Origin of the sequence: Pseudooceanicola pacificus (genome assembly GCF_009789075.1) — a bacterium.
Taxonomy (GTDB): Bacteria; Pseudomonadota; Alphaproteobacteria; order Rhodobacterales; family Rhodobacteraceae; genus Pseudooceanicola; species Pseudooceanicola pacificus.
In genome coordinates this window covers 167,565-191,211 of record NZ_WNXQ01000003.1, presented here as the reverse complement: position 1 = coordinate 191,211, position 23,647 = coordinate 167,565, and the positions used below count along the sequence as shown (strand labels likewise).

Annotated in this window: 22 protein-coding genes; 10 read left to right on the top strand and 12 right to left on the bottom strand. The window is 68.8% G+C overall.

Features of this window, described 5'->3' with window-relative positions; genetic code table 11:
* Positions 1-22 precede the first annotated feature (22 nt).
* Entirely contained in the window at positions 23-1,084 is a 1,062-nt protein-coding gene (locus GLS40_RS06600) for a S1 family serine peptidase (RefSeq protein WP_160381958.1), read from the top strand.
* A 154-nt stretch (positions 1,085-1,238) separates the two neighbouring features.
* Positions 1,239-3,869, top strand: coding sequence for a hypothetical protein (locus tag GLS40_RS06595; protein WP_160381957.1), 2,631 nt, complete (start codon positions 1,239-1,241; stop codon positions 3,867-3,869).
* Between the two features lie 323 nt (positions 3,870-4,192).
* Here the strand turns inward: GLS40_RS06595 and GLS40_RS06590 are convergent, their stop codons facing one another.
* The 4 genes from GLS40_RS06590 to GLS40_RS06575 form a co-directional block, all read right to left on the bottom strand.
* Positions 4,193-5,884, bottom strand: a complete 1,692-nt coding sequence (locus GLS40_RS06590) for a thiamine pyrophosphate-binding protein (protein WP_160381956.1) — start codon at positions 5,882-5,884, stop codon at positions 4,193-4,195.
* Positions 5,885-6,029: 145 nt separating this feature from the next.
* Positions 6,030-6,785 (bottom strand): SDR family NAD(P)-dependent oxidoreductase, encoded by a 756-nt coding sequence (locus tag GLS40_RS06585; RefSeq protein ID WP_160381955.1) that lies wholly within the window; start codon positions 6,783-6,785, stop codon positions 6,030-6,032.
* Positions 6,786-6,832: 47 nt separating this feature from the next.
* Positions 6,833-7,528: a GntR family transcriptional regulator gene (locus GLS40_RS06580; RefSeq protein ID WP_160381954.1), complete on the bottom strand. Its 696-nt coding sequence runs from the start codon at positions 7,526-7,528 to the stop codon at positions 6,833-6,835.
* A gap of 77 nt (positions 7,529-7,605) precedes the next feature.
* Positions 7,606-8,991: an MmgE/PrpD family protein gene (locus GLS40_RS06575; RefSeq protein WP_160381953.1), complete on the bottom strand. Its 1,386-nt coding sequence runs from the start codon at positions 8,989-8,991 to the stop codon at positions 7,606-7,608.
* 102 nt (positions 8,992-9,093) lie between these two features.
* Here GLS40_RS06575 and GLS40_RS06570 point away from each other — a divergent pair, with 102 nt between their 5' ends.
* From GLS40_RS06570 to GLS40_RS06550, 5 genes are read left to right on the top strand one after another with little or no spacing between them, the layout of a single operon-like run.
* Complete coding sequence (locus tag GLS40_RS06570) at positions 9,094-9,912, top strand: aspartate dehydrogenase domain-containing protein (RefSeq protein WP_160381952.1); 819 nt, start codon at positions 9,094-9,096, stop codon at positions 9,910-9,912.
* 3 nt (positions 9,913-9,915) lie between these two features.
* The gene (locus tag GLS40_RS06565) at positions 9,916-11,181 is read left to right on the top strand and encodes an aconitase X catalytic domain-containing protein (RefSeq protein ID WP_160381951.1); all 1,266 of its coding nucleotides are present in this window, start codon (positions 9,916-9,918) and stop codon (positions 11,179-11,181) included.
* Entirely contained in the window at positions 11,174-11,584 is a 411-nt protein-coding gene (locus GLS40_RS06560; RefSeq protein WP_160381950.1) for an aconitase X swivel domain-containing protein, read from the top strand. Before GLS40_RS06565 ends, GLS40_RS06560 begins: the two co-directional genes overlap by 8 nt.
* Before the next feature lie 55 nt (positions 11,585-11,639).
* Complete coding sequence (locus tag GLS40_RS06555; RefSeq protein WP_160381949.1) at positions 11,640-12,899, top strand: NAD(P)/FAD-dependent oxidoreductase; 1,260 nt, start codon at positions 11,640-11,642, stop codon at positions 12,897-12,899.
* A complete protein-coding gene (locus GLS40_RS06550) occupies positions 12,899-13,663 on the top strand; it encodes an aspartate/glutamate racemase family protein (protein ID WP_160381948.1) in 765 nt (254 codons plus the stop codon). The genes GLS40_RS06555 and GLS40_RS06550 overlap by 1 nt, the downstream gene beginning before the upstream one ends.
* Here GLS40_RS06550 and GLS40_RS06545 read toward each other — a convergent pair.
* The gene (locus GLS40_RS06545) at positions 13,660-14,538 is read right to left on the bottom strand and encodes a VOC family protein (protein ID WP_160381947.1); all 879 of its coding nucleotides are present in this window, start codon (positions 14,536-14,538) and stop codon (positions 13,660-13,662) included. The two genes, GLS40_RS06550 and GLS40_RS06545, sit on opposite strands and share 4 nt — an antisense overlap.
* A gap of 176 nt (positions 14,539-14,714) precedes the next feature.
* On the opposite strand from GLS40_RS06545, the gene GLS40_RS06540 reads away from it, so the two are divergent.
* The 3 genes from GLS40_RS06540 to GLS40_RS06530 all read left to right on the top strand — a co-directional run bounded on the left by GLS40_RS06540 (position 14,715) and on the right by GLS40_RS06530 (position 17,744).
* Positions 14,715-15,698 (top strand): Bug family tripartite tricarboxylate transporter substrate binding protein, encoded by a 984-nt coding sequence (locus GLS40_RS06540; protein WP_160381946.1) that lies wholly within the window; start codon positions 14,715-14,717, stop codon positions 15,696-15,698.
* A gap of 97 nt (positions 15,699-15,795) precedes the next feature.
* On the top strand, positions 15,796-16,257 hold the full coding sequence (locus tag GLS40_RS06535; protein WP_235905827.1) for a tripartite tricarboxylate transporter TctB family protein: 462 nt from the start codon (positions 15,796-15,798) through the stop codon (positions 16,255-16,257).
* On the top strand, positions 16,257-17,744 hold the full coding sequence (locus tag GLS40_RS06530) for a tripartite tricarboxylate transporter permease (RefSeq protein ID WP_160381944.1): 1,488 nt from the start codon (positions 16,257-16,259) through the stop codon (positions 17,742-17,744). Before GLS40_RS06535 ends, GLS40_RS06530 begins: the two co-directional genes overlap by 1 nt.
* A 112-nt stretch (positions 17,745-17,856) precedes the next feature.
* On the opposite strand, the gene rpsD is transcribed toward GLS40_RS06530, so the two are convergent.
* The 7 genes from rpsD to GLS40_RS06495 all read right to left on the bottom strand — a co-directional run bounded on the left by rpsD (position 17,857) and on the right by GLS40_RS06495 (position 23,639).
* Positions 17,857-18,477, bottom strand: coding sequence for a 30S ribosomal protein S4 (gene rpsD / locus GLS40_RS06525; RefSeq protein WP_160381943.1), 621 nt, complete (start codon positions 18,475-18,477; stop codon positions 17,857-17,859).
* A 180-nt stretch (positions 18,478-18,657) separates the two neighbouring features.
* Positions 18,658-19,086 (bottom strand): DUF1801 domain-containing protein, encoded by a 429-nt coding sequence (locus GLS40_RS06520; RefSeq protein ID WP_160381942.1) that lies wholly within the window; start codon positions 19,084-19,086, stop codon positions 18,658-18,660.
* 84 nt (positions 19,087-19,170) lie between these two features.
* The gene (locus tag GLS40_RS06515; protein WP_160381941.1) at positions 19,171-20,235 is read right to left on the bottom strand and encodes a Hint domain-containing protein; all 1,065 of its coding nucleotides are present in this window, start codon (positions 20,233-20,235) and stop codon (positions 19,171-19,173) included.
* 98 nt (positions 20,236-20,333) lie between these two features.
* The gene (locus tag GLS40_RS06510) at positions 20,334-21,236 is read right to left on the bottom strand and encodes a lipid A-modifier LpxR family protein (RefSeq protein ID WP_160381940.1); all 903 of its coding nucleotides are present in this window, start codon (positions 21,234-21,236) and stop codon (positions 20,334-20,336) included.
* A 113-nt stretch (positions 21,237-21,349) separates the two neighbouring features.
* Entirely contained in the window at positions 21,350-22,708 is a 1,359-nt protein-coding gene (locus GLS40_RS06505) for an MATE family efflux transporter (RefSeq protein ID WP_160381939.1), read from the bottom strand.
* Positions 22,705-23,217: a PaaI family thioesterase gene (locus GLS40_RS06500; protein WP_160381938.1), complete on the bottom strand. Its 513-nt coding sequence runs from the start codon at positions 23,215-23,217 to the stop codon at positions 22,705-22,707. The genes GLS40_RS06505 and GLS40_RS06500 overlap by 4 nt, the downstream gene beginning before the upstream one ends.
* On the bottom strand, positions 23,214-23,639 hold the full coding sequence (locus GLS40_RS06495) for a PaaI family thioesterase (RefSeq protein WP_160381937.1): 426 nt from the start codon (positions 23,637-23,639) through the stop codon (positions 23,214-23,216). Before GLS40_RS06495 ends, GLS40_RS06500 begins: the two co-directional genes overlap by 4 nt.
* Between the last annotated feature and the right edge of the window lie 8 nt (positions 23,640-23,647).

The following is a 23,647-nucleotide window of genomic DNA, read 5'->3' as shown; positions in this document are numbered from 1 at the left end:
TGCAACAAAGGACGATCCAACGATGACCTTTCTGAAACAACTGACCCTTCCCGCGATTGCGGCGCTGGCCCTGAGCGGACCCCTGGCGGCGCAGTCGTTCGAGGCGCCGATGGCCGACCCTGCCGTCGCCTCGCCCTTTGCCTTTGCCGACAGCGCGAAAAAGGCCGAACAGGCCAAGGAGCAGCGCGAGGCGGCCGCCTCGGCCGGGGGCCGCGTGATCGGCGGCGAAGTGGCCGCAAACGGCGCCTGGCCCTGGCAGGTCGGGCTGGTGATCGCGGGCCGCGACGTGGGCCCCGAATCGCATTTCTGCGGCGGCTCGCTGGTGCTGGACACCTGGGTGCTGACCGCCGCGCATTGCGTCTACATGCAGGACGACAAGGGCTATTTCCAGCTCGACCCGCGCCAGCTGAACGTGGTCGTGGGCACCAACAAGCTGGCCCCCGGCATGGGCGACGTGATCCCCGTGGCGGGCGTCTTCCGCAACACCGCCTACAATCCCGACGGGTTCGACAGCGACATCGCCCTGATCAAGCTGCAGCGCGCGCCCAATGTGCCCTACAGGACGATCAAGGTGCCGGATGCGGATTTCGGCAACCAGATCGACGTGTCGGGCGTGCCCACCGTGGTCACCGGCTGGGGCCTGATCAACGGGGGCGAACATCCCTCGGACATGTATCAGGCGGAAATCCAGATCCTCGGGCGTGACCAGTGCAACGGCGCGCTGATGGAGGCACGCGCCCAGGGCGCGGTGCAGCCCTTCGTGCAGGCGCTGGAAATCTTCAACATCAAGGGCGACGATGCCCAGGCCGCATGGTCGGAACTGGTGAAACGCGCGCCCCTGCCGATGACTGAGAACATGCTGTGTTCGGGCACCTACGAGGGCGGCAAGACCTCGTGCCAGGGCGACAGCGGCGGGCCGCTGGTGGTGCCGATGAACGACGGCTCTTACGTGCAGGCCGGTGTGGTCAGCTGGGGCCTCGCCTCGGGGCCCAAGATGACCTGCGTCGAAACCGCCCTCTTCTCGGCTTACACCAAGGTGTCGAACTTTGTCGGCTGGATGGAACAGACAATCGCCGCGAACTGAGCGGGGCCAACGGGCGGGGGCCGGACAGCCCCTGCCCTGCCCTGTTGCAGCAGCCGGGCCGCGGGATCGTTCCGCGGGCCGGCTGCGCCGCGTCGCGCGCCGGTGGCCCGCCTGCCCCGGGGCGCTGCACCGCCTGCTGGTCGCGGCGGCCCTTGTGCTGGCCCTGTGCCCGGCGATAGTCCCCGGTCCGCTCCGCGCGCAGGACGACCCCGCGCCCCTGACGGAGGACGAGATCCTCGACCTGTCGGACGAGGGGCTGGACCTGGCCGAAGCGGGCGATCTGGACGGCGCCTACACGCTGATCGCGCGCGCCAACGCGGCCACGTTCAAGGGCGACTATCCCCCGCTGGTCACGCATTACCCCAACGTCGCCTTTGCCCGGTACTACTACATCCGCGAGAACTGGTCCGAGGTGCAGCGCTTTGCCGCCTCGGTCGCCTCGGTCCTGGACAAGCCCGAGACCGAGAACCACCCATACCGGATCGAGGCGACGATCCTTCAGGGTGTCGCGCTCTACGAGACCGGACGCACCGGCGAGGCCGAGGTGCTGTTGCGCGGCGCGATGGCCGACAGCGCGGACACCCCCGAAATCGACGACCTGAACGAGCTGGCGCATTACTTCCTGGCCCTGGCCGCCAGCCGGAACGACTCCGCCGATGCCTCGGACCTGCGCGAAAGTTTCATGGACCGCTACACCGAGGGGCAGCTGGTCACGCCGTCGCAGTTCCTCTATCTGCTCTACGTCGCGCTCGACAAGGTCGCCGTGGCGATGGAGGATCCGACCCAGCTGCTGACCCAGTCGGGCCAGATCATCGCCCTGGCCGACGTGACCGAAGGGGTGAGCGAGGGCTATCGCACCTTCTACCGGGCCTATCACGCCCGCCTGCTCTACCGCGTCGGCCGGTACGAGGAAGCCCTGCCCTATTTCGAGGAACGCCAGGCCTATCTTGAGGGCAACGACAACATCGCGCTGGATTACGCGATCAACACGATCCGCATGGCCAACACCATGTCCCGGGTGAAAGGGGTCGAGGCCGCCGCCGAATTCCTGGCCCCGATGCCGGAAAAGCTGCGCAGCCACGGCCGCGCGCCCGGTTACATGATCGCCGATATCCTGACCCAGCTGGGGCTGTTCGCCCAGTGGCAGGACGACACGGCGCTGGCGCAGGATTATTACCGGCAGGGCTATGCCGAGGCGCGCCGCACCGCCCGGGTGACCGACAACCGGGTCGCCGCGATTGCCGAGCTGATCGACCGCGACGACCCCGGCATGGCCGATTTCCCCCTCGCCGCCGAACTGGGGGTGATCGCGGATGGCGATTTCACCCTCTCGGGCCGCGGAGAGGACGCGATCCGCATGTTCCTGGCGGGCGATTACGTCGGGCTGGAGCGCATGCTGGATGCCTATGTCACCGCCGGCAAGGACAGCTCGCCCGAATTCCTGGTGAACCTCGCGATCTACAAGGCGATGCTGGGTGCCCATGACGAAAGCCAGGAGGCGCTGAGCGCGGCGCGGCGCAAGGCCCGCACCACCATCGGCAGCACGATCCCCGCCAACGATCCGATCTTTGACATCATCGACCTGATCGCCAAGGTCTGGGGGTCGAGCCACGCGCCCGAAAAGGCCGCCGACGCCATCGCCCGGCTGAAGGCGCGCGAAAGCACCCTGCCCCCGGATCTGCTGAGCCTCTACCTCGCGCTGGCCGCCAATGCGAGTTACCAGGCCAGCCAGATGACCGGGCTGAAGGCCGAGGTGCAGCGCTGGATGGACCTCCAGCCCGCCGACCGCACCAAGCCGCTGAGCCTTTACGAGGAGTGGGCCTTTGCGATCATGGCCGAGGTGATCTACACCGTCATCGGCCCCGAGGAAGGCGACGCCTGGCTGAACGACGCCCTGCTGCGGGTGGACGAAAGCCGGGGTCTGAGTCTGATCCGCGACACGCTGTTGTTCACCCGGATCTTCAACTCCACCGCCTATAACGGCGCGGACGAGGCGGCCTCGGAACTCGGCGGGCTGGCCGGAGAGATCGCAACCCTGGTGCCGCCCTATCACACCATCGTCGCGGGCACGCAGTTCAACACCGCCAATGCCTTTGCCGTGCGCGGGCAGATGGACACCGCGCTGCGCTGGATGCAGGCGGCGACCGACACCTGGCGCCAGCATCCCTTTCACCGCAAGGACACGCTGGCCTTCCTCGTGGCGCAGCAGGCGAACCTGCTGATGAACATGGGCCAGGCCAACCTTGCCGCCACCCTCGCGCGCGAGGCCTATGACATGATCGACCCGATGGAGGCGCGGGCCGATCTCTCCGCCGGGGTGATCACCACCTATGCCTATGCGCTGCGCACCCGCAACGAAGACAGCCGGGCCGCCGCGGCGGTGCTGCAGACCTATGTCGAGGACCCCGCCTTCATGAACCGGCTGGAGCCGAAGGACGTGATCCGCATCCACACCGCCTATGCCGACATGCTGTCGAATTTCGCCGGGCTGGAGGAGGTGCTGGTCCAGCTGGACCTGGCCGAGGCGGCGGTGCCAGACGACGGTTTCGACTGGCGCCAGGATCGCGCGCAGATCGCGATGACACGGGCGATCTCGCTCTACTGGGGCGAGCGGCGCGAAGAGGCGTGGGAGGACATGAAACGCTCCAACGACCTGAAATCCGGCTGGCGCCGCGACGTGGTGGCCGATGGCGAGGGCGAGACGCTGAACACCTCGGACGTGGTCAACCGCGCGGTGTGGGAGGCGCTGATCGGCTGGGACACCGCGCAGGGCCTGCCGGAATGAACGGCCCGGGCTGACGGCGGGCGGCGCGCGTCGTGCCGCAGGCCAGGCGTTTGAGCAGAGCCGCCAGCCCCGGCCCTGGGTCTTGTCGCACGACGGCCAGAGGCATGAAGCGGCCTGTCCGGACCCGCCCGAGGCGTTCCGGCAGGACCTCGTCAGCCCATTCCGGCACGGGACCGGGGCCACAGCTGATCCAGTGGCGGGCGGGGTACATCGGCCCGTCCAGCGACGGACCGGGGCGATACCTCATTCAAAGTTCAACCGGGGCGTCGGCCCGTCCCCCGGCGGATCGGAGCATCGTCCGATCCAGCGTGGAACCGGGGGCGTCAGCCCATCCAGCGGCGGACGGGGGCGTTGGCCTCTTCCAGCGGCTGGGTGACCACGTCGACCAGCGTCGGGCCGTCATGGGCGACCGCCTCGCGCAGCACGCGCTCCAGTTCCGCCGGATCCTCGACCCGCCAGGATTTCACGCCATAGGCGGCGGCGACGGCGGCCTGATCCACGCGGTTGAAATCGACGTTGTAGTAGCGCGACCCCTTGTCGGCCATCTGGCTGGCCTTGATCCAGCCGAAGTTGGAATTCGAGAACACCACGAAGGTGATCGGCGCCTTGGCCCGGCAGACGGTTTCCAGCTCGCCCACGGTGAACCCGAAGGAGCCGTCGCCCATCAGCGCAACCGTCTTGCCCGCCGGCCGCCCGTGCCATGCGCCAAGCGAGGCCGCCATCGAATAGCCAAGCGCCCCGTGCGCGCGGTTGGTGATGAAATACCGCCCCGCCAGCTGCTGCTGGTAATAGGCCGAATAATAGGGGCAGGAGGTGCCCGGGTCGGACACCACGGTGGCGTCGGGCGGCAGCACCTTCATCAGGTCCGAGATCACCCGTTCGGGCCGGATCGGGCGGTCGTCGCCGGCGGCGATCCGGTCGAAAATCTCGAACTTGCGGCGCTTGATGTCGGCCACGGCGGCGGCGCCCCCGAATGTCGAAAGGCCCTGCCCGCGGCGGTCCAGCTCGGCGTTGACCATTTCCAGCGACATGCGCAGGTCGCCCACCACGCCGACCTCGGTGGGCAGGTTGGCGCCGATCACCATCGGATCGACGTCGAAATGCACGATACGCGTGCCGACGCTGGGGGCCTCCCACCGCGCGGTGGTGGTGGACCCGGCGCGGCAGCCCATGAAGACGATCAGATCGGCCTGCTGCATCATCTCCCATGTCTGGTCGGTGCCGCCGTTCGACCCGACCACGCCAAGCGCGTTGGGATGGCTGTCGGCCAGCGAGCCCTGCCCCGAGATCGAGGTCGCGACCGCGATGTCCAGCCGCGCGGCGATCCGGTCGAGTTCCGCCATCGCGCCCGAGACGACCACCCCGCCGCCGCAAACGATCAGAGGCGTCTTCGCCGACAGGATCGCATCCACCGCCGCCTCGACCGATCCGGCGTCAGGGCCGGTGGGATAGGCGGGGTAACTGGCGGTCCGGGGATCGGCCCAGATGTCGGTGGGGTCCACGCTGTCGTACTGGATGTCATAGGGCAGCCCCAGATGGGCCGAGCCCGAGCGCCCGGTGGTCATCGCGCGAAAGGCCGCGCGGACCATGCGGGGGATATGGGCGGATTGCCGGATCACCGTGTTCCATTTGGTCAGGGGCCGCATCAGCGCCTCCTGATCCACCTCGGTCAGGGGATATTTGCCATAGGTCGACACCGAAATGTCGGTGGTGATCGCAAGGATCGCGTAAGAGCTTTCCGAGGCCTCGATCAGCCCCGGCAGGATATAGGTCGCCCCGCCGCCCGAAGGCCCCTCGCAGACGCCGGGCTTGCCGGTGACCCGGGAATAGCCGTCGGCCATATAGGCCGCGCTGCGTTCGTCGCGGGTCAGCACGTGATTGATCTTGTGATCCAGCAGGTGCATCGCGTCATAGAAGGGCAGCGTGGTGTCGCCGCATAGGCCAAAGATATGATCCACGCCCTGCGCTTCGAGCATCCGCACCATGGCTTCGGCGCCGTTCAGCGTGTTTTCCATGACAATGTCTCCCTGTCCTGCGCGGATCATGCGCCCGGGCGGGCGCGTTTGTATTTAAATTTGTATACAGATGCGTCGACATTGCGCAATGCCCGAAATGCCCCCGGGCGCGGTTCGGCGGCGACCGCCGCAGCGCCGGCGGGGATCAGAGCGTCAGGCCGCCGTTCACATGCAGGCACTGGCCGGTGACATAGCCCGCCGGTTCCGACAGCAGAAAGGCCGCGGTGGCCGCGACCTCGGCGGCCTGGCCCAGCCGGGCCATCGGGATGGTCTGCGTGACCTCGCCCCATTGCGCGGGCGTCAGCGAGGATGGCGTGCCCGCCTCCTTGGCGATGAACCCGGGCACCACCGCGTTCACGGTGATCCCGCGCGGGGCGAGATTGGCGGCAAAGACCCGCACCTGCGCCTCCAGCGCGGCCTTGGCCGGGGCCGTGGGGGCATAGCTGTGGGTCTTGGCCCGGTGCGCGCCGAATGCGCTGACACACAGGATGCGGCCCCGGCCATCGGCCAGCTTGGGCGCGACAAGCGTGCAGAGGGACTGGAAGGCCACCGGCATCGCGTTCAGCGCCGCGCGCAGCGTGGCCGGGTCCGTCGACTCGACCGTGCCCAGCCGGGCGTATCCGGCGGCAAAGGCAAAGCCCGCCAGCCCGTCGCGCGGCAGCGGGTCGCGCGGCAGCGGGTCGAGCCAGGCGGCCACCCGGTCCAGCAGGGCGGCATCCTCGGTCATGCCGAGGCAGGTCGACACGCGCGCGCCCGCCTTTTCGCAGGCCGCGGCGACACGGGCCAGGCGTTCCTCGTTCGACCCGGTGTGCAGCAGCAGCTCGATGCCGGGCGCTGCCAGATGCCGGGCCAGCGCCGCGCCGATGCCGGATCCGGCGCCGATGATGATGTACCGGGTCATCGCAGGTCTTTCAGGGTTGCGTCCCCACGGCCGGACCCGTCACCGGATCAGGCAGAGGACAGGGTGTAGACATGGCCATAGGCCGCCTTGATCGCCTGCAGGATATCCTCCTTGCGGTGCAGGATATGCCCGCGCATGCCGGCGATGGCCGCGGCGGTGTCGCCGGCCCGGATATGGTCGAGGATCTCGCGGTGCTGGCTCTGGGTGCGCTCACGCCGCCCCTCCATCGCGACCCAGCGGACCAGGTGAATGCGGTCGTTGAGGTTCGACAGCATCTGCCGCAGCACCTTGTTGCCGGACAGCTCGGCAATGGTGTCGTGAAACCGGATGTCCAGTTCGATCAGCCGGTCGACCGAGGCATCTGGGGATTCCGACATGCTTTCGTCGAGGAAGGCCGACAGCGCGTCCAGCTCCGCGGGCCCGGCCAGTTCGCAGGCCATCCGGACGGTGGCGCATTCGATCTCGACCCGCGCCTGGAACAGGTCGAAGACCACTTCGGGTTCCAGCCCCGGCACGGAAAATCCACGCTCGCGATCCAGCAGCAGGCCCTCGGCCACCAGCCGGTTCAGCGCCTCGCGCAGGGGGGTGCGGCTGATCTCCAGCTCGTTGGCCAGCGAGACCTCGTTGATCTTCTGACCGGGCAGGAACTTCGAGCGCAGAAGCTGTTCGCGCAGCTGCGCATGGGCCCGGTGGGACGAGGACATATGCGGGGTTGCTGCGGCGGGCTTCTTGTCTTTGTTCATCAAGTGGAGCCTCGGATCGAACTATGTATGCCGGATTGTATGCATTGATGCGGCAGAGCGTCAACGGACACACTGCCTCAGGCATCCGGGGCCTGGGCCAGCACCGCCGCAAGCGCCGAGACATCGGGCGCGTGGTACAGCCCCTCGGCCGCTTCGGCCAGGGCCGCGCGCCGCACGGGTGAGCAGACGGTGGCGGTGACATCGTCGAATTTTTGGGCCAGGTCCGCTTCGCTCAGCGGCTGTTCCGGGTAGCCCCGCGCGACTTTCGAGGTGGCCGAGAGGGTGCGCCCGTCGGCCAGGGTCAGGATGATCTCGCCCATGTAGAACTCGGGAAAGGCGTCGTTGAACGCGCCGTGGTCGCGGATCACCTCGGCACTGGCGGCCAGGCGGGCGACCTCGGGATCGCTCTCGCGCCGGTCGACGAAGAGGTCGAGGAAGGACAGCCGCCCCAGAGCCGCCCGCACCGGCAGGATATATTGCGCGGAATGCCCCTTGAGCGGGTTGTCGTCGACGCAATGCGCACCCGAGTCGGCAAACCGCAGCCCGATTTTGGCGATCTGCCCGGGCGTCAGCGCGTGCTCTTCCAGCAGCGCGACCAGCGCGTCGAGCGCCGGATGCAGGAACGAGACCGAGGCATAGGGCTTGATCGCCAGCTCCATCACCCCGTCCCATGCCACACCCAGATCCGCGATCAGCGGCGCGGGCGAGGCGACGGCGGTATAGGCATCCAGCACCACATGGCCGCCGTCGAAGATCCGGTCGGGCGCGCCAAAGCCGCGTTTGGCCAGCATCGCCGACATCACGCCGTTGCGCGCGGCCAGGCCCATCTGGAACGGGCGGGCATCCTCGCGCGGGTCGTCCTGCCAGGCCAGCAGGCCCGAGGTCTGTAACCCGGCGAGGCCCAGGGCGCGCACCGTCTGCTCGGCGTCCAGCCCCAGCAGATAGGCCGAGGCGGCGGCAGAGCCGAAGCTGCCCACGATGGCCGAGGGGTGGAAGCCCCGGTCGTAAAGGGCGCGCGGGTTCATCGCCATCGACACGCGATAGGTCACCTCGCAGCCCAGGGCGATGGCGGCCAGCGCCTCGGCCCCGGTGCGGTTCTGCGCCTCGGACAGCGCGATCGCGGTCGGCAGCATCACGGCGATCGGATGCAGGATCGCCTCGGGGTGATGCGGTTCGAAATCGGCGGCATAGCCCAGCGTGCCATTGGCCAGCGCCGCGGTCACCGGGTCCACCTTGCGGCCGCGTCCGATCAGCGTGCAGGGGCCCTGGCCCGCGACCTCCTCGGCGAAATCGCCGATGCCCTGGGCCGCTGTCACGCTGCGATGCGTCGCGGCGCAGAGCACCCCGATCCCGTCCTTGGCCAGCTTGCGGGTATAGGCCATGACCTCGTCGGGCAGCGCGGCGGGCGTGAACCCCGATATGAAGGCCGCAAGACTACGGGTGACGGGGGCACGGTCGCTCATGGCTGGTCCTTCGGGCTCGGCGCGGAGTTTTCGTTTGCATATTTTTCTGTATACATGACAGAGTACAGCAACCAGTCAAGACAATCGTGGGATGGCAGGGGCATGGCAGGCGTGACGCGGATCGTACTGGGCGGATTTGGCAACGTGGGGCAGCAGATCGCCGCGCGGGTCGCCTCTGGCCAGGCCGATACGCTGGAAATCGTCGCCATCGCGGCGCGGGACACGGCGCGCGCCGCCGAAAACGCAGCCCGCTACGGGCTGGACGTGCCCGTCATCTCGGCCAACGAGGCACCGCGATACGAGGCGATCCTGGTCGAATGCGCAACCTATGACGGATTCCGCGACGTGGTCGAACCGACCCTGCGCGCGGGCGGTCACGTGGTGGCGGTCAGCGTCGGCGCCCTGGCGGTGAACCTGGACCTGATCGACATCGCCGAGGCCGCGGGCGGCACCTTGCAGATCGCGGGCGGCACGCTGCCGGGTCTCGACATCATCCGCGCGGCCCACGAGGACGAGATCGCCTCTGTCATCCTGACATCGCATATCAACCCGGCCTCCTTCGCCCATGAGAGCTATATCCACGACAACGGAATCGACCTGGCTCCCGCCGCCCACGGCCCGGTACCGGTCTTCGAGGGATCGGCGCGTGCGGCGGCGGGGCATTTCCCGCGCCATTTCAACGTCGCCGTGACGCTGGGGCTGGCCGGTATCGGGCTGGACCGCACGCAGGTCAGGATCATGGCCGACGGCACCCTGCCCGGCGCCCGCCATACGCTGACGGTAGAAGCCAGCTCGGTCTCGCTCGAAATGACGTCGCAGAACTACCCCTCGCCGCAGAACAACCGCACCAGCATGGTGGTCGCGCTCAGCATCCTGGCCGCGCTGCGGCGCGAGACCGCCACGCTCAGGATCGGAAGCTGACCGATGAAGCTGTCGGACCGCGATCTTGCCCTGCTCGACGGTGCCGAAGGCGGGGCCGCGCGGCAGGCGATGGCGGCGCTGGTCCAGCTGGGCGAGGCCTATGACGCCCCCGACATGGTGGATATCGGCTATGCCCATGTCCATGCGGGCATGGCGCTCTACAAGGGCGATGTCGAGCTGATCGAGGCCACCGCGGACCAGGGCGCGCGCATGGTGGTGCCCGTTTCGACCAATATCGCCAATGCGGACATGGGCAACTGGCAGGCCACCGGCGCGCCCGAGTCGCTGGGCCTGCTGCAGAAACGGGCCGAGGTGGCGCATCGCCTGATGGGCAGCGCGACCTCCTTCACCTGCACGCCCTACTGGGCCGGGCACTGGCCGACCTGGAACATGCATATCGCCTCGATCGAAAGCGGGGTCACGGTCTTTGCCAATTCCGTGCTGGGCGCGCGGTCCAACCGCGACGGGTTCTTCGCGGTCTATGCCGGGATGACCGGGCGCTATCCCCGCTTCGGCCTGCACCTGGATCGCAACCGCCAGCCCACGCATCGCGTCACCGTGACCGCGCGGCCCCGGGGCACGGCGGATTTCACCGCGCTTGGCTATGTCATCGGCACGGCGGTCGGCAGCGGGGTCCCGTTGATCCGGGGGCTGCAGGCCCGCCCCTCGCCGGACGAGCTGGATGCCTTGGGTGTCGGCATGGCGACCTCGGGCGGGGTGGCGATGTTCGTGGTGCCGGGCGTGACACCGCCCTATCCGGACGAGGCCGACGCCCCCGGCCTGCCCGAGGCCGAGGTGGGCGAGGCCGACATCGCCGGGGTCTTCGACGCCTTCTGCACCGGGGCCGAGACCGGGTTCGATCTGGTGCATCTGGGCTGCCCGCATGCCTCCTTCGAAGAGATGAAACATTACGCCGCCCTGCTCTCGGGCCGCCGCGTCGCACCGGGGGTCGAGCTCTGGGTCACCACCAGCCGGGCGGTGCGCCGGATGGCGCAGGATGCGGGCCTGATCGCGCCGATGGTCGCGGCCGGGGCGCGGGTGGTCAGCGACACCTGCCCGATCTCGTGCCATTTCGCCTGCAGCTGCTCGCCCGATCCCAAGCTGGGCGTGGTGCCGCCCAGGCTGCGCACCATCGTCGTCGACAGCGCCAAGCAGGCCCATTACGTGCGCGACATGATCCAGTGCCCGACCCTGTTCACCACCAGCGAACTGGCGGTGGAAACGGCGGTCACCGGGCAGTTCCAACCCCGGAGACGGCACAATGGCTGAGGCCTCCTGGCAGGCGCGTGGCGTGGTGAAGGGACAGGCGACCGGGGCCGCCATGATCTCGCGCACGGCGCTGTCGTTCCTGGGCGATCTCGACATCCGGTCGGGCAAGGTGGTCGGGCGCTCCAGCGACCTGCTGGGCGACTGCGTGGCCGGGCGGGTGCTGGTCCTGCCCGCCAGCCGGGGCTCGGCCGGGGCCTGGCGGTTTCTCTACCAGCTCAAGGTGCACGGCACCCATCCGGCGGCGCTGATCCTGAAAGAGCTGCCGGACCCCTCGGTCACCCAGGGCGCGATCCTGGCCGGGGTGCCGATCGTGGTGGAGCCCGCGGCGGCCTTCTGGGACGAGCTGACCAACGGAGACATCGTGCAGGTGGACGGAGACAGCGGATGCATCACGCGGCGCTGAGGCGCGGGCCCGGCATGGCGGGCCGCGCCCGGAACAGATTGGCGGGAGAGGCGGAATGAAGGCAGACGTGACCGTCATCGGTGCGGGTATCATCGGGGTCCAGACGGCGGTGCAACTGGCCGAACGCGGGCTGAAGGTCGTGCTGGTCGATCCCGGCCCCTCGGGCGGGCAGCAGGCCGCGAGCTATGGCAATGCCGCCTGGCTGTCGTCGCATTCGGTCACCCCGCCCTCTGCCCCGGGGGTCTGGAAACAGGTTCCGAAATGGCTGCGCGATCCGCTGGGCCCGCTGAGCCTGCGGCCCGCCTACCTGCCCCGCGTGCTGCCCTGGCTGCTGCGCTACCTTGCCGCCGGCAGCACCGAGGCCAAGCTGCGCCAGATCGCCGCCGACCTGCGCACGCTGCTGGCCGACGCGCCCCGGCTGCATGCCGAGGTGGCCGCGCGCGCCGGTGTGCCCGGGCTGATCGACGCAGAGAGCGGGCTGATGCATGTTTATCGCAGCCGGGCGGCCTATGAGGCCGAGGCCCTGGGCTGGCGCATCCGCCGCGACCTGGGGATCGAATGCCAGGAGATCGAGGGCGACGCCCTTGCCCTGCGCCAGCCGGACCTGTCGAGGGACTACCGCTTTGGCGTCTTCGTCCCCGAGGCGGGCCAGTGCCTGGACCCCGGCGCCTATTGCGCGGCGCTGCTGGCCCATGCCGTGACGATGCGGGCCCGCCACCTCGCCGCGCGGGCGACCGGGTTCCGGGCCGAGGGCGGCAAGCTGGCGGGCGTGCTCACCTCGCAGGGGGAAATCGCCTGCCCGGCCGCCGTGATCGCCAGCGGCGCGCACTCGGCCCCGCTGGCGAAACAGGCCGGCGACCGGCTGCCGCTGGAAAGCGAGCGCGGCTACCACGTGACGGTCGAGGGCGGCTCGAACCTGCCGGGGCCCACGACCTCGGTCATGGTGAGCGACCGCAAGGTGGTGGTCTCGCGGCTGGCCACCGGCGTGCGCTGCGCCGGGCAGGTCGAGATCGCCGGCACCGATGCCGCCCCCGACTGGCGCCGGGCCGAGATCATGCGCACCCATCTGGGCGCGCTCTTCCCCGGGCTGGATGTCAGCGAGGCGCAGGTCTGGATGGGCCACCGGCCCAGCATGCCCGACGGCAAGCCGGTGATCGCCCCTGCCGGGGGGATCTCGGGCGTGGTGCATTGCTTTGGCCACGGGCATGTGGGCCTCGTCTCCTCGGCCCGCAGCGGGCGGCTGGCGGCGCAGCTGGTGACCGGGGAGGCGCCCGAGATCGACCTTGCCCCCTTTGCCGCGACGCGGTTCCGGTGATGGGCGATCCGCTCCGCCCCTTCGGCGCCCCGGGCGAACATGTGGCGCGCGGCGGCAAGGCGCTTTACGGCGCACCGCTGGGTATCCTGATGCTTGAGGCGCGGTTCGCCCGGATTCATGGCGAGATGGGCCATGCCGGGACATGGCCCTTCCCGGTGATCTACCGCATCGTCCGGGGCGCCAGCCCCGACCGGGTGGTCTGCGACAGGGCGCGCGGGCTGCTGGACGACTTCATCGCCGCCGCACGCGACCTGATCGACCTGGGGGCCGAGGCGATCACCACCAACTGCGGCTTCCTGTCGATCTACCAGCGCGAACTGGCGGCGGCGTTGCAGGTGCCGGTGGCGACCTCGTCCATGATGCAGGTGCCCTGGGTGCAGGCGACCCTGCCGCCGGGCCGGCGCCCCGGGATCGTGACGATCAACGCCGCCGGGCTGACGCCTGCGCATCTGGACGGGATCGGCGTGCCCCGCGACACGCCGGTGACCGGCACGGAAGGCGGGACCGAGTTCTTCCGCACCATCATCAAGGCCGAAAAGGACGACCTGGACCCGGCACTGGCCTGCGCCGATGTGGTCGCGGCAGCGCAGGCGCTGGTGGCCCGGCACCCCGAGGTCGGCGCCATCGTGCTGGAATGCACCAATATGTCGCCCTACAGCGCGGCGGTGCAGGCGGCGACGGGGCTGCCGGTCTATGACATCTATTCGCTGATCACCTGGTTCCACGCCGGGTTGCGGCCACGCCGGTTCGCACCGGAGCGCTAGCCGCGGGCGGGCTGGAACAGCCAGACCCCGGGGCCGAGCGCGGGGCCGAAGGGCACCACCAGCGCGCCGTCGGCCCGATGCCCCCCGATCCCGTCGGGCAGGTCCGCAAGATCCGCCATGCCGATCCGCAGGCCGACGAAACACGGGCGGCCCGGATCGACCGCCTCGCCCACCAGGGCCGTTGCCGCGTCCTCGGGCAGGAACTCCAGCGCACCCCGGTCCAGCGCGATCCGCAGCCCGCTGCCATGCGCCCGTGCCGGCCGGCCGAGGAACCGCGCGAAACGCGCGGCGCTTTCGGCCGGGTCGGGTGCCGAGAGGACAATCGCGTCGAGCGCGCGCGCCCCGTTGGCATGGGTCGTCCAGCGCGGCTGCCAGAGGGCGCTTTCAGTGTGATGGGTCAGGCATTGCACCCGCCCCTCGGGCATCTCGCCCGCCGCGATGCGCGCGACGGTAAAGGCCGCCGTCTCGACGCCGGTCTCTGTCCCGACCTCACGCGAGAAATGCACCAGCGGCCGCATGTCGAGCCCCGTCGCCACCAGCTCTGCATGCCGCGCCCGGGTATCGGCCAGCCCGAAGGCGGCAAGGTGCAGCCCGGCGCGCCGGTCCAGCGCCGCCTGGAACTCGCGCCCGATGGCGGTGTCGGCGGTATGGACCAGAACCTCCAGATAGCCCTGCGGCAGCATAACGCAGATATTGCCGGTGCCGGTCAGCCGCATCTGCCCGGTCGCCGGGTCCGGCTGCACCTGGGCCGAAAACGGCGTGACGGTGAACCCCAGCCGGTCCAGCGCCTCCCGTGCGGCATCGGCGTCCGCCACGAAATGCCCGCAGTGATCCAGAACGACCTCGCCGGTGCCTGGCAGATTGCCTGTTTTCATGGTCGTTCTCCCGTCATTCATCGCCGCCCACAATGGGCTGAGGGAAAAACCGTTGCAATGCACTCCAACCTGCATATTGTTCTGTATACAAACTGGAGGCTGCTCCGGCAGGCACTCCACACCACGGCGGGCCCGGGTTTTTCGGGACCTGCCACATGCAACAGAGAGGTCCCACCATGACTTTCGCAAAGGGTCTTCGCAGCGCCTTGACCGGCGTCGCGATCATCGTCACCGGCACTCTGGCCGCGGGCGCGCAGGATTTTCCCGGCAAGGATATCACGCATATCATGCCCTGGAGCGCGGGCGGCGGCACCGACACCGTGATGCGCACCTTTCTGCAATATGCCGAGAAACCGCTTGGCGTCGGGGTGCGCACCCAGAACGTGACCGGCGCGCAGTCGGGCGTCGGCACGCTGCGCCTGATGAAGTCGCGCCCCGATGGCTATACCATCGGCACGCTGACCTGGGACAGCATGATCACCGTGCCCTACAAGGCCCTCGTGCCGGGCTATGACACCTCGACGCTCAGCTATCTGGCCAATGTCACGCTCTACCCGACCGTGCTGGCGGTGAATGCCGATACCGGCTGGACCACGCTGGACGATTTCATCGCCGCGGCCAAGGCCGCCCCGGGCGAGGTCACCGTGTCGGATTCGGGCATCGGCGGCATCTGGCACCTGCATGCGCTGGACATGGCCGACCAGTTGGGCGTGACGCTGAACCACGTGCCCTTCCCCAACGGCTCGGCCGAACAGCGCGAGGCGCTGATCTCGGGCGAGAACGACGCGGCGAGCCTCAGCTACGCCACCGTCGCCTCGGCCGCCGAAGCGGGCCAGGTCAAGGTGCTGGCGGTGATGGGTTCCGAACGCGATCCCAGCCTGCCGGATGTGCCGACATTCACCGAACTGGGCTATGACGTGATCTGGGGCGGCATGCGCGTGCTGGCCGTGCCCGCGGACACCCCGCAAGAGGTCAAGGATACCCTGATCACCGCGCTCAAGGCCGCCTTTGACGATCCCGAGTTCCAGGAAAAGGCCGCCGCAACCGGCATGAACGCCTACTGGATGGATGGCGAACAGACCGAAGCCTATGTCGAGCGCACCCAGACCCGCGCGCTGAAACTGCTCGACAAGCTCAAGGCCGAGGGCGTGCTGGAATAGGCCGACCCACGGAGCGACAAGGACAAGCAGCCCGGCCGTGGTCGACGGCCGGGCTGCCCCGTAACGGAACGACCCGAAAGAGGCGTGTCCCTTGACGATGAATCGCCAGGCGCTGTTTGCGCTGCTGATCCTCGCGCTTGACGCGGCCTATCTGCAGCAGGCCCTGCTGCTGCCCCTGCCCTTTGCCCGTGGCGAACCCGGCCCGTCGCTGATGCCGCTGGTCCTTGTCGCGGCGCTTGCCATCGGCGCCCTGGGCGTGCTGGTGCAGGAACTGCGCGGCACCGCGCATCATGAGGATGACGAGGATGCCCGGTTCGGCCTGCGCACCATCGCCCTGATCGTGCTGACCGGCGCCTTTGCCTGGGCGTTCGAACCGCTGGGCTATGTCTATGCGACGCTGGGCTATGCCTTTGGCGTGGCCTGGCTGTTCGAGCAGGAGCGGCTTGGCCCGCTGAAGGCGGTGCTGTCTTCGGCCCTGATCTCGGCAGGGATCACGGGGGTCGGCTGGCTGTTCTTCGTGACGCTGTTCGATCTGTTCCTGCCCTCGGGGAATTTCTGATGCTCGCCGATCTGCTGGGCGGTTTCGCCGCCCTCGCCAACCCCGAGACGTTCCTTTACCTCGTCGGCGGCTTCCTGATGGGCCTCGTCTTCGGCGCCATCCCCGGCCTGACCGCGACGCTGGCCATCGCGCTGCTGCTGCCCTTTACCTTCGCGATGGAGCTGACCAATGCGCTGGTGATGGTCATGGCGATCTTCATGTCCGGCATCTATGCGGGATCGGTCACCGGCATCACGGTGAACATCCCCGGCGCCGCCTCGGGCGCGATCACCACGATGGAGGGTTATGCGCTGATGAAGCGCGGGCACGGGGCCAAGGCGCTCAGCCTCGACGCGCTGGCCTCCTCCATCGGCGGTGTGCTGGGCGCGGCGGTACTGATGTTCGTCGCCGTCCCGATGAGCCAGTTCGCCCTGATGTTCCGCACGCCGGACAAGTTCGCGCTGGTCTTCATGGCCGTGGTGACGGTGGTGATCGTGGCCAAGGGGTCGATCTGGAAAAGCCTGGTGACCGTCACGCTGGGGCTTATGATCTCGACCGTCGGCTTTGACAACATGGTGGCGCAGGGGCGGTTCGATTTCGGCAGCGCCAACCTGATCGAGGGGGTGCAGCTGCTGCCCGCCGTCATCGGCCTGTTCGCGATCTGCGAACTGCTGCTGCAGGGCGGAGCGAAAGCCCGCGCCGCCGCCGACAGGCCCGCCTTCAAGGTGCGGCACCGGGATTTCTGGCCCGACTGGAAAGACGTGCGCGACATCGGCTTCTGGACCTATGTCAAAAGCTCGGTCATCGGCGTGCTGATCGGGATGCTGCCGGGCGGCGGGGCCTCGATGGCCTCTTTCGTGGCCTATGCCGAGGCCAAGCGCGTCAGCAAGAAGCCCGAGGAATACGGCAATGGCTCGCACGAGGGGCTGGCGGCGGCAGAAACCGCCAACAACGCCATGTGCGGCGGGGCGGTGGTGCCGCTGCTGACCCTGGGCATCCCGGGCGACTCGGTCACCGCGATCATCTTCGGCGTGCTGCTGATCCACGGGCTGGTGCCCGGCCCCGGCCTGCTGACGAACGAGATGGCCACGATTGCGCCGATGTTCGCGGCGCTGATGGTCGCCGCCGTCTTCGTCTTCCTGTCGGTGCTGATCTTTGGCCCCTATTACATCTGGCTGTCCCGGATGAACCGCGGGGTGCTTTATGCCTTCATCGGGATGATCGCGATGGTGGGCACCTATGCCTCCACCTATTCGGTGTTCCAGATGTGGATGGCGCTGGCGATCGGCATTTTCGCCTGGTTGCTGCGGCTGATGGCCTATCCGCTGGTGCCCATGCTGATGGGCATCATCCTGGGGCCGTATCTGGAGCTTTACATGCGGCGGACGCTGATCACCGCGAACGGTGACGCGATGGCCTTTGTCACCAACCCGATCAGCATCGGGCTCTATGCGATGACCGCGCTCTTCATCTACTTCCTGCGCATCAAGGCGCCCAAGGTCGCCTGACCCGCCCGGGCCGGGCCGGGCCGCCCGCCCCAGCCCATGCAGATGCCGGGGCCGCAACAAAAAAGGCCGCACCCCCGGGGTGCGGCCTTTCGATTTCGTATCCGGCGCAGGATCAGTTCTGCGCGTAGAATTCGATGACGAGGTGCGGTTCCATCATGACCGGGTAGGGCACGTCCGACAGGGCCGGGGTGCGCACGAAGGCGGCGGTCATCTTCGAATGGTCCACTTCCAGATAGTCCGGCACGTCGCGCTCGGGCAGGCCGGCGGCTTCCAGCACCAGGGCCATCTGCTTGGACTTTTCGCGGACCTCGACGACATCGCCTTCCTTGACGCGGTAGGAGGGGATGTTCACCCGCTTGCCGTTCACCAGCACATGGCCGTGGTTCACGAACTGACGGGCGGCAAAGACGGTCGGCACGAACTTGGCGCGGTAGACGACGGCGTCCAGGCGGCGCTCCAGCAGGCCGATCAGGTTCTCACCGGTGTCGCCCTTGACCCGCTCGGCCTCGGCGAAGATGCGGCGGAACTGCTTTTCGGTCATGTCGCCGTAATAGCCCTTGAGCTTCTGCTTGGCGCGCAGCTGCAGGCCGAAGTCGGAAATCTTCTGCTTGCGGCGCTGGCCGTGCTGGCCGGGGCCGTATTCGCGGCGGTTGACCGGGGATTTCGGACGACCCCAGATGTTTTCGCCCATCCGGCGGTCGATTTTGTACTTGGCAGAGGTGCGTTTGGTCACCGTCTGATCTCCTTCAGGTATGTGGCCGCAGACATGCGGCGATGAAGGGCGTTGTCCTCTGTACCGGTATGAACCGGCACTGACAGGCATCCCCTTGCGGGGGCCACCAACACCAATGAAGGCGCGCTTATACGGGGGCGGGGCGCAGAGTCAATGCCCGGCGGCACCGGAACGCGCCGCTCAGAGCTTTTCCCCCGGCAGGCGGGCGGCCTGCCGCAGCCAGTCGGCAAACTGGTCTTGGTCCAGAACGCCGTCCTCGCCCACATGCAGATACCGCACCTCGGGATGTTTCGAGCCGACGGGCGGAACCGGATCCAGCCGCGCGCCCCGGAAGAACGAGACCTTCACATAGCGGGTCAGGCAGTGGAACCCCATGATCCACTCGCCCTCGGTCACGCCATAGAAGGGCGTGTTCCATTTCACCATCCTGCGCAGGTCCGGCAGGGTCGCGCCGGCGATATCGTCGATCCGGCGGCCGACGTCCCGTTTCCATCCGGGCATGGCGGCGATGTAGTCCTGCACCGGGCCCTCGCCCATGCCCTTGGGGATCTGCGGGTTGCCGCCCGACAGCAGCCGGGGGCCATCTGCGTTATCGCTGCTGCCGGTCATCTGACTGCTCCTCCGCTGGCCCGCAGGGTGGCGCCGTTTCAGCGCGGGTTCAAGCCTGCGGCGCCAGGCGTGCCCGCCCGCCGGTCAGGCCGCGTCGCGCAGCAGGATCGCCGCCTCGGGCGCGCTGAGGTTGCGGCGCGCAAAGCCGCCGTAGCTGGCCGGATCGCGCCCCAGCGACGGCATGCCCGACAGCAGCCGCGCGCGGTCGCCCGCGCCAAGCTGGTCGAGCGCGGCATTGGCGGGGTGAAAGCTTTCCGTCTCGATCCCGTTGGCCCAGATGATCTGATGGGCGGGCAGCAGCAGGTGGATATAGGTCACCTCGGGCAGGGTCATGTCGCGGGCGACGGCGCTGCCCTGCAACAGGTCGCGCGCGGCCACCAGCACCTCGGAGGTGTTGAAGAGCGCGCGTGCCACCGGCCCCTGCACCAGCAGCCGGTGTTCGGGCGAGACCATGAACGCCCGGTCGGGCCGCGCCACGCCAAAGGCCCCGGCAGAGATGCGGATCGGGCGCAGCCAGGGCATGGCATGCAGCCGCGCGCCGGTCAGCCGGCGGCTGCCGGTCCACAGCACCGGCTGCGCGCCGCAGTCCTTGGTGTCGACGTAATCGCCCTCCTGCAGCGCCTCGACCGGGCGCAGGCCCATCGGGGTGCGGATCAGCGTGCCGGGGGTGAAGCAGATGAACCCGCCCTGCCCCGCATGGTCGGGCTCGGGACGGCGGCGGCCCAGCATGGTGCGCACGACCCACAGCTCGGCATTGCGCGGCGGCAACTGGTCCAGGAACATCAGCAAGGGCGGCAGGCCGCGCCCCAGCTCGATCATCGTGGCAAAGAAGCTCTGCGGGCCGTTGGTCAGCAGGAAGCCCCGCTCGCGCACCGTGGAATCGTCGGGCAGATCCTCCAGCCGATGCGCCTGGCCCAGGGCCTGCCCCGCCAGCCGCCGCACCTTGGATGCCGCGCGTTGCCTGATTTCGGTCACTTCGTCCGACTGTCCCAGCTGCAGCAGATCCGACGGCCCGTCGATCCGCACCGCCTCGCCCGACCAGGCCCAGCTTGCGCCCGCGGCGAGCACATCCAGCGGTGCGCCCTGTAAACCGTCAACTTCTGTCTGCGACCAGGAGATGACGAACGTGCCGCGAAAGCCCGTTCCCATGCCTGCCTCGTGCTACTGCTCTGCCGGCGGTTCTGTCCCGCCTGTTCTGGCGACAGGGTACCAGATGCGATTCCCCTGGGGAAGCCCCGCCAGCCCGATCAGAAGTCGATGTTCAGACGGACCGATCCGACAAGCTGCCCTGTGCGCTGGCCGGTGAATTCCGGGCCCAGCCAGGTCAGGCCGTAAAAGCCCCGGGCGCGGCCGGTGTCCCAGTGAAATCCCGCACGCAGGCGGCTGCGGGTGTCGCGCGGCGTGACGGCCCCGGGCAGGAAGATGCTGTCCGACACCATCGCCACATCGCCGCCCAGCACAAAGGCCGTGCCGCGCGCGGGCTGGCGCACCGTGCGATAGCGCTGGCCGGTCACGGCGTCGCGCACCAGCAGCTCCCCGGTCCCGATGCGGCCGATGGTCAGGTCGGCCCCGGCGCGGATCAGATCCTCGACCCCGTAGCGCCCTTCGACAAAGGGGCGCAGGGTCACCGCCTCTCCCAGGTGCAGGCTGTGGGCCGCCTCGATCACCATGCGGGCGTGCAGCCCGTCGCCGATGGCCCGGGCGCGCACGGCGCGCGACGGCCCGGCGATGCCAAGCGCGTCGTGCAGGTTGTCCTGCAGCCAGGTCAGCCCGGTCTGTTCGCCTGTCATCACCAGATCGGCCCCCGCCGCGACCTCGATCCCGCGGAACTGGTAGTGCGTGTGCAGGCCCGCCGAGAGCGCGTTGGCATAGGGCCGGTCGCCGCGCGCCGGGCGGGTCAGGCTTTCGGGCGCGATGACCTGGCCCTGCAGGCGCAGTTCCAGCAGCGGGCCGGGACGGTCGGGGGCGGTGCCGGTCCAGGCCGGGCCCCAGACCCGGCTGGACTGGATCGACCCGGTCTGCCAGCGGTCCTGCCCGTCGCCCAGAACATCGTTGGTGATCAGGCGGCCATAGCCCAGTTTCTGCCGCTCCTGCGCGGCGGCGGGCAGGCCCAGACACAGGCAGAGGAACAGGCTGAACAGACGATGCATCGTTACGCTCCGGATTAACGGGGCGTGCTTATCCGGTTCGCGATCCCCGATCCAGCAATCCCTGCGCAAAGCGGTGCCCCGGGCACGCAAATCGCCCGGGCGCGGCAGAACTGTCACGCCGGCAGGGATCGGTCCGCCTCGGCCTCCAGCCCGGGATATTTCCACATCAGGGTCGCGCCCCGGGCGATGAACGAGATATGGAAGGCCAGCCACAGCCCGTGATTGCCCAGCAGGGGCAACAGCGCCAGCACGGCGGCAAAATAGACCAGCGCCGAGATCACCATCATGTTGCGCATGTCGCGCGAGCGGGTGGCGCCGATGAAAATGCCGTCGAGCATCCAGCTTGCCACCCCGGTCAGTGGCGCGGCAACCATCCACGGCAGATACTCGCGCGAGACCGCGCGCACGTCCGGCGCGGTGGTCATCAGGTCGATGATCGCCCCGCCCCAGATGGCAAAGGCCAGCGCCATCACGATGCAGGACAGCCCGCCCCAGGCCGAGGTCAGCACCGATGCCCGCCTGAGCGCCCCGCGCGAGCGCGCGCCAAGCGCCTGGCCGACCAGCGCCTCGGCCGCGAAGGCAAACCCGTCGAGCGCATAGGCCGTGATGTTCAGAAACTGCAGCAGCACCTGGTTCGACGCCAGCGTCACGTCGCCGAAGCGCGCGCCGAACAGCATGAACGAGGTGAAGATCGACAGCAGCAAAAGCGAGCGGATCAGGATGTCGCTGTTCACCAGCGCCATGCGTTTCAGCCGCTGGCGGTCGAAGACGCGCGCCCAGTCCTTCCAGGCCGGGGTGCGGAAGACGTCACGGCAGAACCAGATGCCCACGGCGGCACCCACCCATTCCGACAGGAAGGTGGCAAAGGCCACCCCGGTGACACCCCAGTCGAGCCCCAGCACGAACCACAGGTCCAGCACGATGTTCATGCCGTTCATCACGACCTGGATCACCAGCACGGCCCGCGTGCGCTCCTGTGCGATCAGCCAGCCGGTCAGACCGTAGACGGCGATGGCGGCGGGGGCCGAATAGATGCGCACCCGCATGTAGTCGCGGGCGAGCGATTCCACCTCGTCCGACGCGGGCGAGAGGGCGAAGCCGCCCCAGAAGATCAGCCCCTGGAGCGAGATCAGCAACAGCCCGGCCACGGCGGCGATCATCAGCGCGCGCATCAGCAGGGCGGCGACCTCGGCCCGGTCGCGCGCGCCGAGCGCCTGGCTGGTCAGCCCGGTGGTGCCCATGCGCAGGAAGCCGAAAACCCAGTAGATGGATGTCAGGATGATGGCCCCGATGCCCACCGCGCCGATGGGTTCGGGCAGGCCCAGCTGGCCGACCACGCCGGTATCCACGGCCCCCAGGATCGGCACTGTCGCGTTCGACAGCACGATGGGGATCGAAATCCGCAGCACGCGGCGATGCGTCAGGGGACCCGCGGCGGCAAGGTCCATGATCTGGGCGTCGGGCTGGCTCATGTCTTGTGCGGATCCTGCGGCATGACGAAATGGCCGGTGCCCTGGGCGATCGGACGGGCGCGGTTGTCCTGCCAGGCCTCGGCCCGGACACTGGCATAGCGGCGGCCCGACCGCGTGACGATGGCGCGGGCATAGGCGTCGCGCGGCAGGCCGGTGCGCAGGAAGTCGACGGTGAAATCTGCGGTGCGCGGCAGACGCAGGGTATCCGGGCCAAAGGTGCCGCTGTCGGGGCCGAAATGTTCGATCCCCTCCCACAACAGGGTCCAGCTCAGCCCGACAATGGCCGTGACCTCAAGGAAGGCCGCCGTGGCCCCGCCATGCAGGGCCGGCAGATGCGGATTGCCGATCAGCACGGGCCGGTAGGGCAGCACCGCCGTCAGCTCGTCCCCGCGCCGCTCGAAGGTCACGCCGAGGAAGCCGATGAACGGCACCCGCGCCACCAGCCCGGCCAGGGCACTGTCGCGCCGCTGCTTGACGACCTGCACGGGTTCGGGGGGCCGATGCGTCATTCCCCGTCCACCGTGAAGGCCCCGTTGGCCATCGCGACAGGCGAGGTGCTGTCCTCGTCCGTTGCGACGGTGCGCACGAAGGCGACCGAGCGTGTCACGTGGTGGCAGGTCGATACGGCGGTGATCCTCTGGCCCGGGGTCGCCGGGCGCATGTAGTCGATGCGCAGGTCCAGCGTGGCCGTGCTGCGCCCGCCCGCCGGATGGCTCATCACCGCGGCGCCCGAGCAGGTGTCGAGCAGCGCCGACACCGCCCCGCCGTGGATCACCCCGGTGGCCGGATCCCCGATCAGGCGGGTGTCGTAGGGCATGGACATGGTGGCCTGGCCCGGCAGCAGGTCGTCCATGCGGATCGACAGCTCCTTGCCGTAGGGCAGCCCGGCAAAGAAGCCGCGCACCAATTCCAATCGTTCCGCCTGATCCATTCCGCCTC

Coding starts and splice junctions, on each gene's coding strand:
- GLS40_RS06530 (WP_160381944.1), top strand. CDS start 16,257: ATGCTCGCCGATCTGCTGGGCGGTTTCGCCGCCCTCGCCAACCCCGAG.
- GLS40_RS06505 (WP_160381939.1), bottom strand. CDS start 22,708: ATGAGCCAGCCCGACGCCCAGATCATGGACCTTGCCGCCGCGGGTCCC.
- GLS40_RS06560 (WP_160381950.1), top strand. CDS start 11,174: ATGGCTGAGGCCTCCTGGCAGGCGCGTGGCGTGGTGAAGGGACAGGCG.
- GLS40_RS06565 (WP_160381951.1), top strand. CDS start 9,916: ATGAAGCTGTCGGACCGCGATCTTGCCCTGCTCGACGGTGCCGAAGGC.
- GLS40_RS06500 (WP_160381938.1), bottom strand. CDS start 23,217: ATGACGCATCGGCCCCCCGAACCCGTGCAGGTCGTCAAGCAGCGGCGC.
- GLS40_RS06600 (WP_160381958.1), top strand. CDS start 23: ATGACCTTTCTGAAACAACTGACCCTTCCCGCGATTGCGGCGCTGGCC.
- GLS40_RS06570 (WP_160381952.1), top strand. CDS start 9,094: ATGGCAGGCGTGACGCGGATCGTACTGGGCGGATTTGGCAACGTGGGG.
- GLS40_RS06495 (WP_160381937.1), bottom strand. CDS start 23,639: ATGGATCAGGCGGAACGATTGGAATTGGTGCGCGGCTTCTTTGCCGGG.
- GLS40_RS06545 (WP_160381947.1), bottom strand. CDS start 14,538: ATGAAAACAGGCAATCTGCCAGGCACCGGCGAGGTCGTTCTGGATCAC.
- GLS40_RS06585 (WP_160381955.1), bottom strand. CDS start 6,785: ATGACCCGGTACATCATCATCGGCGCCGGATCCGGCATCGGCGCGGCG.
- GLS40_RS06535 (WP_235905827.1), top strand. CDS start 15,796: ATGAATCGCCAGGCGCTGTTTGCGCTGCTGATCCTCGCGCTTGACGCG.
- GLS40_RS06540 (WP_160381946.1), top strand. CDS start 14,715: ATGACTTTCGCAAAGGGTCTTCGCAGCGCCTTGACCGGCGTCGCGATC.
- GLS40_RS06510 (WP_160381940.1), bottom strand. CDS start 21,236: ATGCATCGTCTGTTCAGCCTGTTCCTCTGCCTGTGTCTGGGCCTGCCC.
- GLS40_RS06520 (WP_160381942.1), bottom strand. CDS start 19,086: ATGACCGGCAGCAGCGATAACGCAGATGGCCCCCGGCTGCTGTCGGGC.
- GLS40_RS06550 (WP_160381948.1), top strand. CDS start 12,899: ATGGGCGATCCGCTCCGCCCCTTCGGCGCCCCGGGCGAACATGTGGCG.
- GLS40_RS06555 (WP_160381949.1), top strand. CDS start 11,640: ATGAAGGCAGACGTGACCGTCATCGGTGCGGGTATCATCGGGGTCCAG.
- GLS40_RS06580 (WP_160381954.1), bottom strand. CDS start 7,528: ATGAACAAAGACAAGAAGCCCGCCGCAGCAACCCCGCATATGTCCTCG.
- GLS40_RS06515 (WP_160381941.1), bottom strand. CDS start 20,235: ATGGGAACGGGCTTTCGCGGCACGTTCGTCATCTCCTGGTCGCAGACA.
- GLS40_RS06590 (WP_160381956.1), bottom strand. CDS start 5,884: ATGGAAAACACGCTGAACGGCGCCGAAGCCATGGTGCGGATGCTCGAA.
- GLS40_RS06575 (WP_160381953.1), bottom strand. CDS start 8,991: ATGAGCGACCGTGCCCCCGTCACCCGTAGTCTTGCGGCCTTCATATCG.